The organism is Staphylococcus warneri (genome assembly GCF_900636385.1).
Classification (GTDB): Bacteria; Bacillota; Bacilli; order Staphylococcales; family Staphylococcaceae; genus Staphylococcus; species Staphylococcus warneri.
In genome coordinates this window covers 2039433-2056148 of record NZ_LR134269.1, presented here as the reverse complement: position 1 = coordinate 2056148, position 16716 = coordinate 2039433, and the positions used below count along the sequence as shown (strand labels likewise).

Sequence of the window (16716 nt, the reverse complement as noted above, 5' to 3'; positions counted from 1 at the left end):
CCTTTAACTATATGATTTGAATGATTATTGCGGGATTTGTTCACTCACAATAGTTTGTTGTTTTAAATCAATATATGAACAAGTACCAGCATTGATATCGATATACCATTTATAGATACCAGCTTGAGCCATTTCTTCACAAAATGTAGGGAAATCAGTCTGCCCTGCTTGATGTCGTTTAAGAATGTCTTTTACCTCATCTGTATTTGAAGTATCCGCGATAGGATGTGATACTTTAACACCTTCAGCGGTAATCGTTTGTTCGTTAGTATTTGTATAAACAGATGTACCATGCTGAATATTCACTTCATTACTGACCATTCCCATGTCTTTAAATGCTTTAAATAGTTTGGGGAAATCAGGACCTGTATATTTTTCATGTGCTTCTTGAATCGATTTTAATGTAAATTCCATAGTTATCTCCTTTAGTATAGTAATGCTAGTATAAAGTGGAACAGGTAAGATAGCAAAATTTATGTTTTATACTTACTACATGGGAAATTGATTGAAAGACATCATTTAAAACGTTAAATTATAAAGTGGATTGGTCATTATACTCCTTTTGTGCATAATAGGAAAGGGTATGTAAATTTTTAATTGCGTATTTGTTAAGAATTTGTAAATTGAATTGTAGTTATGTAAATTTTGTGATATTTTCAAGTAGGAACAAATCGCAATTTATATGAATGCAATCATCATTGCTTATAACTATGATTTACATAATATTTACAAAATGAAAAAGTGAATCTCCTTTTTTCTGAAAATTGTAAATGTGTTCCTTATAATAGGTTTTATGGAGTAAAAATTTATGAATGTGATTGGCAACAATCGCTCAAATGGAGGATTTTGAATGTTTAGTAAGAAAAAAGATAAGTTCATGGTTCAGTTAGAAGAAATGGTTTTTAATCTTGATCGTGCAGCAATTGAGTTCGGTAAAATGGATTTCAATACACACTTAGATTTAAAAGCATATTCTGATAATATCAAAACTTATGAATCTCATGGTGATGAATTAATGCATCAAGTGATTACTGATTTAAATCAGACTTTTATCACACCAATTGAACGTGAAGATATCTTATCTTTATGTAATGCAATTGATGATGTATTAGATGCTATGGAAGAAACGTCAGCAATGTTTGAAATGTATTCTATCGAATATACAGACGAATACATGGCTGAATTTGTTGAAAATATTCAAAAGGCAGTTGCAGAAATGAAACTAGCTGTAGGTTTATTAGTAGATAAAAAATTATCTCACATGCGTATTCACTCAATTAATATTAAAGAGTTTGAAACGAACTGTGACGGTATTTTAAGACAATCTATGAAACATATCTTCAACAGTGAAACAGATCCAATCACATTAATTAAAATAAAAGATATTTATCAAAGCATGGAAGAAATTGCAGATAAATGCCAAACAGTCGCAAATAATTTTGAAACTATAATCATGAAAAATAGCTAAAGGGAGTCCTCACTTATGGAATATATTTTAATCGTCACGATAGCTATAGTTATATTTTCATTAATATTTGACTTTATCAATGGTTTCCATGATACAGCCAATGCTGTAGCTACAGCCGTATCTACGAGAGCATTAACTCCAAGAACAGCCATTTTATTAGCAGCAGTTATGAACTTTATTGGTGCTTTAGCATTTACTGGAGTCGCTGGTACGATAACAAAAGACATTGTAGATCCATTTAAATTACAACATGGATTGGTTGTAGTTTTAGCAGCAATTATCGCTGCGATTGCATGGAACTTAATCACTTGGTTATATGGTATTCCAAGTTCATCATCACATGCTTTAATTGGTTCAATCGCAGGTGCAGCTATTGCTTCAGAAGGATCATTTGGAGTTTTACATTATCAAGGTTTCACTAAAATTATTATCGTATTAATCGTATCTCCAATTGTTGCTTTCTGCGTTGGTTTTATTATGTATTCAATTGTTAAAGTCGTATTTAAAAATGCTAACTTAACACGTGCTAATCGTAACTTTAGATTCCTACAAATCTTCACTGCAGCGTTACAATCATTCTCACATGGTACTAACGATGCGCAAAAATCAATGGGGATCATTACTTTAGCTTTAATCGTTGCTAATATTCAAAATGGTTCAAACGTAGAACCAGCATTATGGGTTAAAATTGCATGTGCTACTGCTATGGGTCTTGGTACAGCAGTCGGTGGTTGGAAAATCATCAAAACTGTTGGTGGTAATATTATGAAAATCAGACCAGCGAATGGTGCTGCAGCTGACTTGTCATCTGCGTTAACTATTTTCGTAGCATCATCATTACATTTCCCACTTTCAACTACACACGTTGTATCTTCATCAATTTTAGGTGTTGGTGCTTCTAACCGTGCGAAAGGTGTTAGATGGAGTACAGCACAACGTATGTTAATTACTTGGGTAATTACATTACCTATTTCAGCAGTATTAGCAGCACTTGTATACTTTATCATGCATTTCTTCTTAAAATAATATATAACATAGCGATTTAAATAGTCAGGTTGAGCGGGTAAGAAACTCGCTCAACCTTTTTTATACATTAAATGTTACAAATTAAGAGAGTATAATAGGGGGAAGAGAAATGAAGAATGAACGCGCACTTGTTTTAGGTGGTGGCGGAATTACAGGCATCGCATGGGAGTCAGGTGTATTAGCAGCACTTATTGAAAATGGCATGAACATAAGTCAAATTGGCAAAATTTTTGGGACTTCTGCAGGAGCCTTTGTTGGCGCAGTATTATCAAATAATCAAGACATGAAAGCATATTACCACTATCTGAATGAAAATAAGGACCCTAATGAGCAGACTAAGCTAAAAAAAGAAGTTTATGAGATGTGGAGACAGGCTTATATTCAGGGTGGAAATAACCAAGAAAATATTGGACGATTACTTGGAGAGATGATCGACCAAGTTCAACCTGTTATTTCAATGAAGGAAAGAAAAAAGGCGATAGCTAAAAGATTAAACGGTTCAAAATGGACGTCGCAATTAGTGATAACGGCTATCAATGCTCGGACTGGACAATTGGAAACGATTAATCAACAAATTGGAATGGATTTGATCGATTCTGTAGCAGCAAGTGGAGCAGTTCCAGGATTATGGCCTCATGTGACGATGAATGGAAAAGAGTATATTGATGGGGGAATGGTTTCATCAACAAATGCATGTTTAGCTAAAGATTTTAAGCAAATTTTGATTATCGCCCCGTTAACACAGAAAATAGGGAAATTACCTAATGTGTTTGATGATGAAATAACTTTATCCAACACAAGTGATGTCTATACTATCACTCCAGATGAATTTAGCAAAAGCATAATAGGTGATAATATTTATGATGCGAGTGTTATTATTGAGGTTGGTAATGCTGGATATGAACAAGGAAAGCGTATCGCTAAGGAAATCAAAGCACTTATGCCAGAATGGTTGTCTTAGTATTAGATTAATTACGATGATAAATAAAAGGGAAAGTTTCATTTAAATAGAGATCATCAGTTAAGATAATAAAAAAACACCAACAAAGTGATGTGCTTTGTTGGTGTTTATATATATTGATGAAAAGTATAATTAATTTTATAGTATCTCACTTTGTTAGTGGATGAATGCGTAACTTGACACTTCAGAAGCTGGAATTGTTCTGTAGTTTGTGTTGTAAGGTCCATTAGTATAGTTCATTTCTGAAATTAAGATACTTCCGTCGCCATTAACACGTTCAACGTATGCAACGTGACCATAAGGACCTGGGACACTTTGCATAATTGCACCTACTTCAGGTGAATGGTCTACTTGGTAACCGTCATTCGCAGCACCAGTAGCCCAATATTTAGCATCTGACCAATATGTGCTAATTGGTTTACCAGCTTGAGCACGACGGTCAAATACGTACCATGTACATTGTCCTTCAGTATATAAATTTTGATGGTTAAATGATGGTGATTGTGTGCTTGTATTACCTTGTGTAGCTGTTGCACCACCAGAACCAGCGCCTGCGCCTGCACCAGAACCGCCGTTAGGAATTTTTAAAGTTTGGTTTGGTGTGATTAAATAACCGTTTAAATTATTTGCTGACATTAACTCGTTAACTGATACACCGTATTTATTTGCAATAATATTTAATGACTCACCTGATTGTACAGTATGTGTTGAAGGTGATCCTGATTGTGAAGAAGTGTTTGAACTTGAGCTTTGAGAAGCACTTCCACCTACTGTAATGACTTGTCCAGGGAATACCATATTATTATCTAGATTATTATTTTGTTTAATACTATCTACTGACGTATTATATTTCTGAGCGATAGTCCATAATGATTCACCTGACTGAACTTTATGTTGAGTAGAAGCTTCGGCATCGTGATGAGAAAGTGCTGCGGCTGCGCCAGAAGCGGCAGTTACTGCAAAGGCTAACTTTTTCAAAGTGACTCCTCCTTAAATTTGCTTTAATATTTTTTATAGAATTATGATTAACGATGTATCATCGCGTTCTCGTTTTTTACTACGCTATCCATACTAACAAAAATATGAGTCTCTGTGTGGTTTGTTATTATCTTGTAATATTGTTAACAATTGGGAATAGAAATATTTCATTTGTAAAAATGCTGATATGACAGTTATGAAGTGGGTTTTCGATTGAAAAATTCAATAAAAAAGTTTTATAAATTGTAACAAAGTGTATAGTATATATAGAAATACCTACTAAGTATATCATTTTTCATTATTATTACTTTTTTTAATTAATATATTATTGTAAAATCGTACCATTAGATTAACAAATCATGAATGAAGGAGCAGAATATATGTCACATGCTACACAACATACAAATGAAACAAAAGATAAACATCGTTCACATGCTTATGCTAAAGTTTGGCTATTCTTCATGTATTATTGGATTATTTTTGGGATTGGGTGTTATTTTGGTCAATTTTTACCAATGGAATGGAGAAGACCTTTATCTCTTGCATTAATGGTCTTAGTATTAATTACCTTAGTATTTCAACGTGCACGTAAGTATGGCTTAGTTATTTCACATATTTATGCCATTATATTGGGTCTTTTGTCATATGCTATGTTTACTAGCTATTTACAAAATTTAGGACCGGAAGTTTTTTATAAGAATATTATACTAGCCATTGGTGCTTTTATTGCTTTTGGTATTGTAGGATTCTTTTTAATCAACGATGCATCAAGTATGGGAAGATATTTATTCGTTACTTTATTAGCATTAATTATTGCAAGTATTATTGGAATATTTATCCATAACCCTATTTTCCATACTATTATTACAGTCGTAAGCTTATTATTATTCTTGTTATATACGCTTTATGATTTTAATAGGATGAAGCGAGGGCAATTTTCTCCAAGAGAAATGGGCTTTAATCTATTTATCAATCTGTTAAACATCATTAAAGATATACTTCGATTGGCAAATCGATTTAGATAAATAAAATAACGATTGTTAAAATACAAAGATGTTGGCGTGAAATTAACTGTTTGATGTAAAATATTTTCTTAATGTCTTTAACTAAAGCATTAAGAAGTTAACGCCGCATCTTTTTTTATTCAAAATATTTATGTTGTTTTATAACTTAATTTTTTATAGATATATAAACAAGTATATTTTTTTGGTACGTGTTATAATTGCGTTAAATTATTTCAAGTATGCATTTAGAATGATGATTATGTTTAGAAGCTATATTGGGTTTATTAGAAAAGAGAGGGAGAAATATGCCGAATTCGTATTTGCGTATACTATCTAATGTTGAATATCCAACAACTAGGTGCCAAGATGGTATCATCTTATTTTGGCCATTAGAGAGTGATATGCATGTTCAAAAATTTCGTAAACAAATGACGATTAATAACGACATCTATATCATCAACAATGCTGATGTATTTAGTGTAGACACAAAAGGTAGAATGATCATGCTATATCTAACAAGTGATTGGTTTACTGAGCAAGGTTTTTCATTTTTTGAATTCCAATATACATCCAATCTGATTAAATCTTCTAATCTACTTAAAGACTTGATTTTACAGTTAGCACTTAAAAGAATTAACCACGATAATCAAGAAATGCTAGATCAACTTACAAGGGAAATTGTTCAAATCATTGGTACAGAAGCAGTTGTAGATAAAGATATTGCAGTTAATCAATATAACTATACATATTACAATGATTTAAAAGAGGAATTAGAATATATCGATAATCATATTGAAACGAGATTGACGTTGAAAGATATATCAACAGATCTTTTTATATCAAAATCAAATATTTCTTCCCAATTCCATCAATTAATAGGTATGGGCTTTAAGAGATATGTAGATACTTTAAAAATTAATAAATCAATAGAAATGCTTCTAACAACTAATGACACAATTAGTCATATTAGTGACGCATTAGGTTTTAGTAATATGTCTACATTTTCTAAAATGTTTAAAGGCTATTTGGGTGTGACGCCCAATGATTATCGTAAATTGTCTAAATATGATAAGAATGTGATGTTTAAAGTAAATATTGAAGCTGATGAAGATATTGAAGCTTTCAAAACTTATGTTGAAAATTTAGTAGAACAACATAATATTGAAAAATACGAAGATATTCAACTAGATGTTGGAACGGCTAATAAAGTTAAGCCGTTTCATAGCATTATTCAAATCCAGACAATAGAAGAAATTCGATATCTATTTTTATATGATAAGTTTGAAAAATATGACTTTTCTCGTACTGATGTTATTTTCTATATTGTGCCAACACTCACAGAAATTTGTGATGTCATGACTTATGACGACAAACGAAAAATTGCAGAGGTTATTATAGAAAGAGGTTTAAGGGTTGCTTTTAATATTGATAATTATAGAGTTATTGATCATTTAGGAATTTGCTTTAATGATGCAGTGTTAAAATTGAAAAATGCTATGAAGTCAATTCCTCATCAATATGAAGTGATTTCGGTATTCAGTTTAGATGAAAAGGAAATACGTGAAGTTTATAGAGATATTATTAAGTTTCAAGATTTGCATATTAATCATGTTATCGGTTTAGATATAACATGTTTGTTAGATGATCCTGTACTATTAAAATCTATAGAATCACAAATTAAGCGATTGAAATTCGAATATTTATTTATAGATAATGCCAAATTAAAAACATCCTATTTAATAGATGAAAATGAGCATTTATTATTAAAAAATGAGATTCAATTAAAGAATTTAAAAGCAATATTGAATGAAATTGACTTTGTAAAAGAGAAGATGATTTTACTAAATGTAGAAAACCATCAACTCATCAATGATAAAGATAATGATTTGAGCAATAGTGCACCCCTTATCATTGAAACGATATCCGCTTTAAGAGAAACGTTTGCCGGATTAGGTTTTAATTTATATGATCATACACAGCTTTTTAATACATTACACTTATTTGATAAGAACGGTTTTAAAACAACATTCGGCTTAATATTTAATGAGTTAACTTGGTTATTTAATCAAGAATATGTTGATGCAAGTTACTACAAAAAAGTAGAACTGGAAGACAGGTACGTATTATGTTTATTTGATTGGAGAATTATTGAAAACGAAGCTACAAATGAGAACTATGAAGATAGTCATGTGTATGTAAGTTTTGATCAAACGCCTCCCAATAAGAGCTACTTTATTTTTATAGGAAAAATAAATAGTTATAGTGGAAACCTAAATCATTTAATAGCCAAAGATTTAAGAAATAAATATGACTGGACAAGTGAATTTCTAGATACTATAGATTATTACTTTAAACCTATGGTAGAAGTGATTGAACATGATTTTACAGAAAAATCGCTAGACATTAATCTCAGTTATAATTCCTTTTATATGATTACTATATTTAAAAATGAATCTAAAATCAAAAGAGCGTGGCACAACTCAATTTAAATTTATCGGTAATTTTGACAATAGATTAAAAACAAACAGGAAAGACAAATTTTCAGATATTTAGGATAATGTTATTATACGTTGTCTGTTTATATTTGGGGGTGCAAGTCTTTTGAATAAAGAGAAGTTAGATAAGTTATTAGAATTTTACAAACAATATAAAGCATTATCTGAATATATAGATCAAAAATATAAGTTAACATTAAATGATTTAGCTGTTTTAGACTTGGCAGAAAAGAATTGTCAAGAAGAACAAATGTTAATGCAAACATTTTTAAAAATTGCTATTTCAGAATTAGAATTGAGCAGAACTAAATTATTAGTTTCTATTCGTAGACTGATTGAAAAAGATAAATTAAGTAAAGTAAGATCTAAAGAAGACGAAAGAAAAATTTATCTATATATGAATCAAGACAACATGAAAGAATTTAATGCTTTATTCAATGATGTTGAAGAATATTTAAATATTTAAATATCTACATATAAGTTAGTTCCTAATTTTAGGAGCTAATTTTTTTATGTTTAATGATATATCATCTAACTGTATACTATAGTGAGTTCAAACGTTATCAAAGAGATAGGTTACTAGTGGTATATAATCGATGCAAAATCATGTATAATATAGAATGTTAATTATAGAGAATGAAAGCGAGATGACCATAATGGGACGTAAGTGGAATAATATTAAAGAGAAAAAGGCTCAAAAAGATAAAAATACAAGTAGAATTTATGCTAAATTTGGTAAAGAAATATACGTAGCAGCAAAATCAGGTGAACCGAATCCTGAATCTAACCAAGCCTTACGATTAGTATTAGAACGTGCAAAAACATATTCCGTACCAAACCATATTATTGATAAAGCAATCGATAAAGCTAAAGGTGCTGGAGAAGAAAACTATGACCACTTAAGATATGAAGGTTTTGGTCCTAGTGGTTCAATGTTAATCGTTGATGCACTTACAAATAATGTGAATAGAACAGCGTCTGATGTTCGTGCGGCTTTCGGTAAAAATGGTGGTAACATGGGCGTTTCAGGTTCAGTTGCTTACATGTTTGATCATACGGCTACGTTTGGTATTGAAGGTAAGTCTGCTGATGATGTATTAGAAGAGTTGATGGAACAAGATGTAGATGTTAGAGATGTGATTGATGCTGAAGGTTTAACAATTGTTTATGCAGAGCCAGATCAATTTGCACAAGTTCAAGATGCACTAAGACAAGCAGGCGTTGAAGACTTCAAAGTAGCAGAGTTTGAAATGTTACCTCAAACAGATATTGAGTTATCACCTGAAGATCAAGAGACTTTTGAAAAATTAGTAGATGCATTAGAAGATCTTGAAGATGTTCAAAATGTATTCCATAATGTGGATTTAAAATAATGACTAACGCACAATATTGGATTGATCAACTACAAATGACACCTCATCCAGAAGGTGGGTATTTTAAGGAAAGTATACGTCAAGGCTCTTCGAATTCAATAAGAGCTGCATTCAGTAGTATATATTTTCTATTAACACCAAATGATATTTCACATTTTCATCGAATTGATGCTGACGAAGTGTGGTACTATCATGCTGGCCAATCTTTAACTATTCATATGATTATGCCTGATGGTAAATACGAAGCGGTACAATTAGGTACTAATATTGAAGCGGGAGAAGTTTTGCAGTATGTTGTACCTAAAGATACTATTTTTGCATCTTCTTTTGAACATAATGAAGGGTTCTGTTTAGTAGGTTGTATGTGTCAACCTGCGTTTGAATATAAGCATTTTGAATTATTTAAAGCACATGAATTATTAGCATTATATCCAGAACATCAAACAGTTATAGATAAATATGCCCTAAAAGATAAATAGCTGATTTTTGGCATACCTATGAGAGCAACTTACCTCGTAGGTATGCTTTTTTATGTTAATGTTTAACTGAGTTTTAATATATATTGTAGTGTCTATTAATGTTTTAAAATGATTAGAATTTAAATTAAATAAATTCATAGTAATTTAGTCGTTTTAAAGTAAAATGTCTTGATATGTAGTAGAATATAGATAAATCCATTTTACGACAATATATAACTAGGTTCGGCATATGATGACATTACAGAACCATTTTTATATAATGAGAACAAGGAGTTGGTGACTGTGAAAGTAAAATATATAGACAAACGTCACTGGCGTCGCCTGATTGAAAGAGAATATACAGAGGTTAAAGTTAATAATAATAGATTTAAAGGTATTATAGGCTTGGTCACGATGAAGAAAGTACGTGAACCTTTAGAGGTGACGGTAGTTGGTCAAAATATTATAGTCGCAGATGATAATTATAAATGGTTACAAATATTACCTGAAAAAAAGAGATATAGTTTGACCGTTATGTTTGATGATAAGGGGAATCCACTAGAATATTATTTTGATATTAATATTAAAAATATCACTCAAAAAGGGAATGCACGTACTTTAGATTTATGTTTAGACGTTTTAGTATTGCCCGACGGATCGTATGAATTAGTTGATGAAGATGATTTGTTATTCGCATTACAAAATGGGCAAATTAGCCAAAAGCAATATCACGAGGCATATATTATTGCGCATCAGTTAATGATTGAAATTGTAGAAAATTTTGATGATATACAGAGCAAAGTGATGAAATGTTATCATAAAATCAATCAAAAATATAAGAAAAATAAACACAATCATCCATTTAAAAGTAAAAAAGTGCATCGAGTAAAATCGTCTGATAAAAAATAATGCATATGACACTTGTATAAAAAATAGAAATGACAATATATAGAAGCATTTAAAAGAAACGTTACATTCTAGGGGGACACTATGAAAATAGATGATTATCGTTTATTAATTACATTAGACGAAACGAAAACATTAAGAAAGGCAGCAGAAATATTATATATTTCGCAACCAGCTGTCACACAACGGTTAAAAGCTATTGAAAGTGCTTTTGGAGTAGATGTTTTTATAAGAACGAAAAAGCAACTTATCACAACAACTGAAGGTGCAATGATTATCGAACATGCACGTGATATGTTGAAAAGAGAGCGTTTGTTTTTTGATAAAATGCAGGCACATATAGGGGAGGTCAATGGAACAATCTCTATTGGTTGTTCTTCTTTGATAGGCCAAACACTACTACCTGAAGTATTAAGTTTATATAATACTCAATTTCCTAATGTTGAAATTCAAGTACAAGTAGGTTCTACAGAACAGATTAAGGCAAATCATAGAGATTATCATGTCATGATTACTAGAGGAAATAAGGTCATGAATTTATCTAACACGCATTTGTTTAATGACGATCACTATTTTATCTATCCTAAAGATAGACGTGATGAAGTTACAAAACTACCATTTATTGAATTCCAAGCTGATCCCATTTATATTAATCAAATTAAGCAATGGTATAACGATAATTTAGAACAAGATTATCATGCGACGATAACTGTTGACCAAGTTGCTACATGTAAAGAAATGTTAATTAGTGGTGTAGGGGTAACGATTTTACCTGAAATTATGATGAAAAACATAGATAAGAATATGTTTGAATTTGAAAAAGTGACTATAGATAATGATCCACTTATTCGTTCAACTTATATGAGCTATGATCAAAGTATGTTACAACTACCTCAAGTAGACTCATTTGTTAATTTAATGTTGAATTTTATTCGTTAGATACAGTAAACAGATTCGCTTAATGAATAGAGGTTATTCTTATGTTTAAAGAATTGTTATATATCAAAAATTACAAGTTATTTGTTGTGAATATGTTGCTATTAGGTATGGGTATTGCAGTAACGGTACCCTACCTTGTTTTATTTGCAACGAAAGATTTAGGCATGACGACGAAACAATATGGCCTATTATTAGCTTTAGCAGCTATCAGTCAATTCACAGTTAATTCAATTATTGCTAGGTTTTCTGATACACATAATATTAATAGAAAATTTTTAATTATAACGGCGCTGTTTATGGGTGCGATTAGTTTTTCTATTTATTTTTTTGTGAAAGACATTTTATTATTTATTATCCTTTACGCCCTTTTTCAAGGATTGTTTGCGCCTGCAATGCCTCAACTTTATGCATCCGCTAGAGAATCGATTAATGTTTCAAGCTCTCGTGAAAATGCCAAATTTGCCAATACAGTTTTAAGATCAATGTTCTCGCTAGGTTTTTTATTTGGGCCATTTATCGGTTCGCAATTGATTGAACTGAATGGTTATTCGGGATTATTTGGTGGAACGGTTTCAATTATTTTATTTACTCTGATATTACAAGTCTTCTTCTATCAAAATTTAAATGTGAAGCAACCCATTTCACAACAACAACATGTTGAAAAGGTAGCGCCTAATATGTTTAAGGATAAGACGTTACTTATTCCATTTTTAGCGTTTATCTTATTACATATTGGACAATGGATGTACACAATGAATATGCCATTATTTGTTACAGATTATCTTCATGAAAAGGAAGGCCATGTAGGCTATTTAGCAAGTTTATGTGCTGGATTAGAAGTACCATTCATGGTGATTTTAGGTATCTTATCTAGGAAATTACCAACACGAACTTTACTTATCTACGGTGGTATATTTGGCGGGGCATTTTACTTTAGTATTAGCTTATTTAAAAATTTCTATATGATGTTACTCGGTCAATTATTTTTAGCCTTTTTCTTAGCAATATTATTAGGGATAGGTATTAGTTATTTCCAAGATATATTACCTGATTTCCCGGGTTATGCATCAACATTATTTGCCAATGCAATGGTAATTGGTCAACTATGTGGTAATTTATTAGGTGGAATGATGAGTGGATGGGTTGGTTTGGAAAATGTATTCTATGTTTCAGCTGGCTCATTGTTTTTAGGAATTATATTAATTTTCTTAACCAAAGATCAAAAAATTACAAAATTAGATGTGGAGTAGTTTAAAATGACAGTGATATTATGGTGTTTAATTATAATAATGTTCATATTAGCATTTGTAGGATTAGTTAAGCCTGTAATTCCTTCCGTTTTAGTGATGTGGGTAGGATTTTTAATCTATCAATTTGGATTTCACAATGGGAAATTATCTTGGATATTCTATTTATCAATGATTGTTTTAACCATATTAATCTTTTTAGCTGATTTTCTAATGAATAAATATTTCGTAGGGAAATATGGTGGTTCTAAATTTGGAGAGTATGGTGCTATTATTGGTGTGATTATAGGTTGTTTTGTATTACCTCCATTTGGAATTGTCGTAATACCTTTCATACTTGTGCTTGTTATCGAATTAATACAAGGTTATGATTTTAAACGAGCTATTAAAGTGGGGTGTGCTTCTATAGTCGCATTTTTAGCAAGCACGATTGCACAAGCTATCATTATGATTATTATGGTTATTTGGTTTATGCTGGACATCTTTTTATTTAATTAGATACGAATAGGAAATTGAAAAAGCCCTAAATGAATGTTGAACTTCATTTAGGGCTTTACTTATGCGCTTGATAAATCAAGCTGTTATAAGGTTGTATAAACATTTTGAGTAGCATACAATGCGAGATGATTTGAATTTTTACATGATTGTATTTGCATCTTTATTGAAATAATGATGATCAATATAAAATGAAATCGGAGTAATAATGATAGAAATTATAATAAATGACCAATTACTTACATTAATATATGGTCCGAATGCTAGAAAAGATTGCGGTATGAAAAAGACGTAAAACAACGCAACGATTAACAGTGCAATCACTGCATAGGTTAAGAGCCAGACCCAATTTGAATTGTTAAAACACTGCAATTGAATCGTTTTAAATATCATCCAAATAAACAAGAAGATAATAAATAAGCCAATAATGACAGTGATTGGAAATGTGTATAGGTAAAGATAGTTACTATCTCCACCAATAAAGAATCCGATAAATCCTTTTAAAAAACAAAAGATGCCTATTAATAATACAAAATGTTGATAGATATATTTAAATATATTTTTTACTGTTTCGTTTGGCAGCTCTTTTAATTGTTTTTTAGCGTGCATTTTAGGATTGTGGTTAAAGAATTCCATTGCCAACATACCTTTATCTTCAGCACTAATTAAATGCTTTAATATTCGATTCAACATAACTTCTGAATCATGTGGATTCACACTTAAATCAGAGCGAATATAGGTCATATAATTTTCAAATATTTCTCTATCTGTATTATTTAAACGTAGTGATTTTACATTATTTTCTTTAGCTAATTGGGCAGTAGACTTCATGAGTGCTTAAGCGCTCCTTTAAAATAGTTTAAGTAGTATGAAAAGTGAGATATATCTCTCATTGATGTGAGAAATGTACTACCTTGTTTTTAGACATCGAATATAAATAGTGTACACATTTTAACCATAGTTTAGCTATACACTAAGGAAATTGTGTGTCATTGTTAGTCAGTTATTACCAATATAGGTGTTAATTCACAGAGATGCAAGGGTATGTCAATATTATATTACGCTTAATCATACCATAGAAATTGGTTAATTATCATATCAAGTGTAGGAGTTAAATATGAGAAAGTTAACATTAAATCATCAAACAACGATTAATGAGGTAGCAACCATACATGAACATTTATTGGAAAATCAAGAAGTCAATTACAAAGCAACTCAGACATCTATCGCATTAAGATATGAAATGATTAATGCAAGATTGCGTCACACAAATGATACTATATTACTTCTAGAGCATAATCAGGAGATAAAAGGTTTTATCTGGGGACATTATGAGTTACAAACTAAAACTGTAATCATTGAATTATTATATGTATATCCAGATTATCGTCGTCAAGGACTCGCCAAACAACTCAAAATGGCGATAGAACAATGGGCTAAAGACATAGGGGCAGTATCGATTCAGAGTACAATTCATATCAAAAATGAAGCAATGCTTAATTTGAATCGTCAGTTAGGTTATGATGATACGCATATTAGGATGCGAAAAGATTTAATGTAGAAAAATGAATAATTTATTATTTCATGATAAAATGAATTATATTTATAACTGTTTTTAAAGGAGTTTAACATGAAAAAGTGGATTATATTGTTTTTATCTGCAACATTGATGTTGTCTGCATGTGGTAAAAGTGAGGAAAAAGCTTCTTTAGAAAAGAGTGTAGACAAACTAGAAAAAGAAAATAAATCATTGAAAGCACAAAAGAAAAAGTTAACTAAACAAAAAGATGATTTAAAAGACCAACAAGATAAATTACAAAAAGAGGTAGATAGCACTGCCTCAAGTGAAGCAAGTAGTACTGATTCAAATGACAAAGATAGTGAAAAGCAAAGTAATGAAGACAAGTCATCATCTAAATCAAGTTTACAACAGAACGATCAACAATCAACTGAAGAAAAAGATGCAAGTAAACAAACTCAAAACCAGTCTTCCACGACAACTCAGTCTAAGAATAACCCAAATCAAACATCTCAACAGAATAGCAATAATAAGGCTAGTACAAATCAATCTAACCAAAAGCAATCCTCTTCAACACAATAGAATATGATATGATGGGATTACTATCATATCATTGGCAATATAATCAGGTTTGATTGATAAAAATTTAGGGTATTTTAGTTGATAAATGTATATACTATAGAACAAACCAATGTCATAAATATAACATTTGTCATTTAGAACAATGATGTAAAGAGGAGAGAAGCGCCATGCATGAACAAGATTTTAGTATTTTAGAAGGTAAAGCATTAACATTACCTGAATTAGGTAGAGAACTAGAAAATATTACAGGTAGACAGTTAATTGATTCTACAGGTGAAATTAAACGCGTGATTGCACACTTACCAAACTTTGAATCTGATACAGATACATTTGTAGCAACTTATCGTTTAAATCATCAAAATGATTTTATTGATGCAACATTTACTGCACCTAAAAATCAACGCGATCATTTAAAAGAAATCCCTGTGAATATTGAATTAATTAGTTATATCACTAAAAGTTAATATTTAAAATAAACTATCTAATATAATAGCGCGATATGAATCATAAACGTTTCATAGCGCGTTAATTTTATATTAAAATAAATGTGAAGATGTATTTATGGAGTAATGGAGTGTTAAAAAATGGTTGTTTATATTGAGACGGAGCGTTTAAAGCTACGAGATTGGGAAGAAAGTGATTTACTACCTTTTCAAAAGATGAATGCCAATCCACAGGTACGAAGATATTTTCCAAGTTTACTAAGTTATCGTCGTTCAGAACTTGATTTGAAGAAAATGGATCAAATTATTAAAGATTACGGTATAGGTTTATTTTCAGTGGAACTTAAAGAAACAAATGAGTGGCTTGGATTTATAGGATTAAATTACATTCCAGAGGATAGCGAGTATCCATTTAAAGAACTACCACTATATGAAATAGGTTGGCGCCTGATTCCTGAAGTTTGGGGAAATGGTATTGCGACAGAAGGTGCCGAAGCGGTGCTCCGATTTGCTAAAGAAAAAGGTATATCTAAAGTTTATAGTTTTACTGCTGAAACTAATTTACCATCAAGAAAAGTAATGGAAAAAATAGGGATGACATTCTTAGACCATTTTGAATTCCCAAATCTAAGTAAATATCATCCTTTGAAAAGACATGTGAGATATGAGATTGATTTATAAAATATAAAACAAAACGTCAAGAAGTAGAATGGTTAAATATATGACTGCCATTCTACTTCTTGGCGTTTTTCAGTTGGAAAAATGTGAAATTTTGCATTAACTTAAGCAAAGGTATTGCAATTATTCTTCTATAGATATAAA

Annotated in this window: 19 protein-coding genes; 16 read left to right on the top strand and 3 right to left on the bottom strand. The window is 30.8% G+C overall.

The window, feature by feature from the left end:
* Positions 1–24: 24 nt before the first annotated feature.
* Positions 25–414, bottom strand: a complete 390-nt coding sequence (locus EL082_RS10080; protein ID WP_002465992.1) for a DUF1398 domain-containing protein — start codon at positions 412–414, stop codon at positions 25–27.
* Positions 415–850: 436 nt separating this feature from the next.
* Here EL082_RS10080 and EL082_RS10075 point away from each other — a divergent pair, with 436 nt between their 5' ends.
* The 3 genes from EL082_RS10075 to EL082_RS10065 all read left to right on the top strand — a co-directional run bounded on the left by EL082_RS10075 (position 851) and on the right by EL082_RS10065 (position 3455).
* Positions 851–1468 carry a DUF47 domain-containing protein gene (locus EL082_RS10075; protein WP_002433514.1) on the top strand — a complete coding sequence of 206 codons (618 nt, stop codon included), beginning with the start codon at positions 851–853 and terminating at the stop codon, positions 1466–1468.
* A gap of 15 nt (positions 1469–1483) precedes the next feature.
* Positions 1484–2494 carry an inorganic phosphate transporter gene (locus EL082_RS10070; protein WP_002465970.1) on the top strand — a complete coding sequence of 337 codons (1011 nt, stop codon included), beginning with the start codon at positions 1484–1486 and terminating at the stop codon, positions 2492–2494.
* Positions 2495–2603: 109 nt separating this feature from the next.
* The gene (locus EL082_RS10065) at positions 2604–3455 is read left to right on the top strand and encodes a patatin-like phospholipase family protein (RefSeq protein ID WP_049416133.1); all 852 of its coding nucleotides are present in this window, start codon (positions 2604–2606) and stop codon (positions 3453–3455) included.
* 156 nt (positions 3456–3611) lie between these two features.
* Here the strand turns inward: EL082_RS10065 and EL082_RS10060 are convergent, their stop codons facing one another.
* A complete protein-coding gene (locus EL082_RS10060; protein ID WP_015365317.1) occupies positions 3612–4433 on the bottom strand; it encodes a LysM peptidoglycan-binding domain-containing protein in 822 nt (273 codons plus the stop codon).
* Positions 4434–4813: 380 nt separating this feature from the next.
* Between EL082_RS10060 and EL082_RS10055 the strand changes: the two genes are divergently transcribed.
* The 9 genes from EL082_RS10055 to EL082_RS10015 all read left to right on the top strand — a co-directional run bounded on the left by EL082_RS10055 (position 4814) and on the right by EL082_RS10015 (position 13353).
* On the top strand, positions 4814–5458 hold the full coding sequence (locus tag EL082_RS10055) for a Bax inhibitor-1/YccA family protein (RefSeq protein ID WP_103286252.1): 645 nt from the start codon (positions 4814–4816) through the stop codon (positions 5456–5458).
* A 284-nt stretch (positions 5459–5742) separates the two neighbouring features.
* Positions 5743–7926: a helix-turn-helix domain-containing protein gene (locus EL082_RS10050; protein WP_047210666.1), complete on the top strand. Its 2184-nt coding sequence runs from the start codon at positions 5743–5745 to the stop codon at positions 7924–7926.
* Between the two features lie 112 nt (positions 7927–8038).
* Positions 8039–8398 (top strand): transcriptional regulator, SarA/Rot family, encoded by a 360-nt coding sequence (locus EL082_RS10045; protein WP_002451005.1) that lies wholly within the window; start codon positions 8039–8041, stop codon positions 8396–8398.
* Between the two features lie 190 nt (positions 8399–8588).
* Positions 8589–9305 (top strand): YebC/PmpR family DNA-binding transcriptional regulator, encoded by a 717-nt coding sequence (locus EL082_RS10040; protein ID WP_002465997.1) that lies wholly within the window; start codon positions 8589–8591, stop codon positions 9303–9305.
* Complete coding sequence (locus EL082_RS10035) at positions 9305–9784, top strand: cupin domain-containing protein (protein WP_002465994.1); 480 nt, start codon at positions 9305–9307, stop codon at positions 9782–9784. Before EL082_RS10040 ends, EL082_RS10035 begins: the two co-directional genes overlap by 1 nt.
* A 282-nt stretch (positions 9785–10066) precedes the next feature.
* Complete coding sequence (locus EL082_RS10030; protein WP_015365314.1) at positions 10067–10672, top strand: ribonuclease FAU-1 family protein; 606 nt, start codon at positions 10067–10069, stop codon at positions 10670–10672.
* Between the two features lie 81 nt (positions 10673–10753).
* Positions 10754–11608 carry a LysR family transcriptional regulator gene (locus EL082_RS10025; protein ID WP_002451001.1) on the top strand — a complete coding sequence of 285 codons (855 nt, stop codon included), beginning with the start codon at positions 10754–10756 and terminating at the stop codon, positions 11606–11608.
* A 35-nt stretch (positions 11609–11643) separates the two neighbouring features.
* Entirely contained in the window at positions 11644–12858 is a 1215-nt protein-coding gene (locus tag EL082_RS10020; RefSeq protein ID WP_162832899.1) for a sugar efflux transporter, read from the top strand.
* Between the two features lie 6 nt (positions 12859–12864).
* Positions 12865–13353, top strand: coding sequence for a DUF456 domain-containing protein (locus tag EL082_RS10015; RefSeq protein WP_002465956.1), 489 nt, complete (start codon positions 12865–12867; stop codon positions 13351–13353).
* Positions 13354–13491: 138 nt separating this feature from the next.
* Here the strand turns inward: EL082_RS10015 and EL082_RS10010 are convergent, their stop codons facing one another.
* Entirely contained in the window at positions 13492–14181 is a 690-nt protein-coding gene (locus tag EL082_RS10010; RefSeq protein WP_002450998.1) for a DUF1129 family protein, read from the bottom strand.
* A gap of 286 nt (positions 14182–14467) precedes the next feature.
* On the opposite strand from EL082_RS10010, the gene EL082_RS10005 reads away from it, so the two are divergent.
* From EL082_RS10005 to EL082_RS09990, 4 genes are all read left to right on the top strand, one after another.
* Positions 14468–14911: a GNAT family N-acetyltransferase gene (locus EL082_RS10005; RefSeq protein ID WP_002465979.1), complete on the top strand. Its 444-nt coding sequence runs from the start codon at positions 14468–14470 to the stop codon at positions 14909–14911.
* Between the two features lie 69 nt (positions 14912–14980).
* A complete protein-coding gene (locus tag EL082_RS10000) occupies positions 14981–15451 on the top strand; it encodes an SA0632 family lipoprotein (protein ID WP_002465957.1) in 471 nt (156 codons plus the stop codon).
* A gap of 167 nt (positions 15452–15618) precedes the next feature.
* Positions 15619–15915 (top strand): hypothetical protein, encoded by a 297-nt coding sequence (locus tag EL082_RS09995; RefSeq protein ID WP_002465973.1) that lies wholly within the window; start codon positions 15619–15621, stop codon positions 15913–15915.
* 120 nt (positions 15916–16035) lie between these two features.
* On the top strand, positions 16036–16575 hold the full coding sequence (locus EL082_RS09990) for a GNAT family N-acetyltransferase (RefSeq protein WP_002465989.1): 540 nt from the start codon (positions 16036–16038) through the stop codon (positions 16573–16575).
* Positions 16576–16716: the final 141 nt, after the last annotated feature.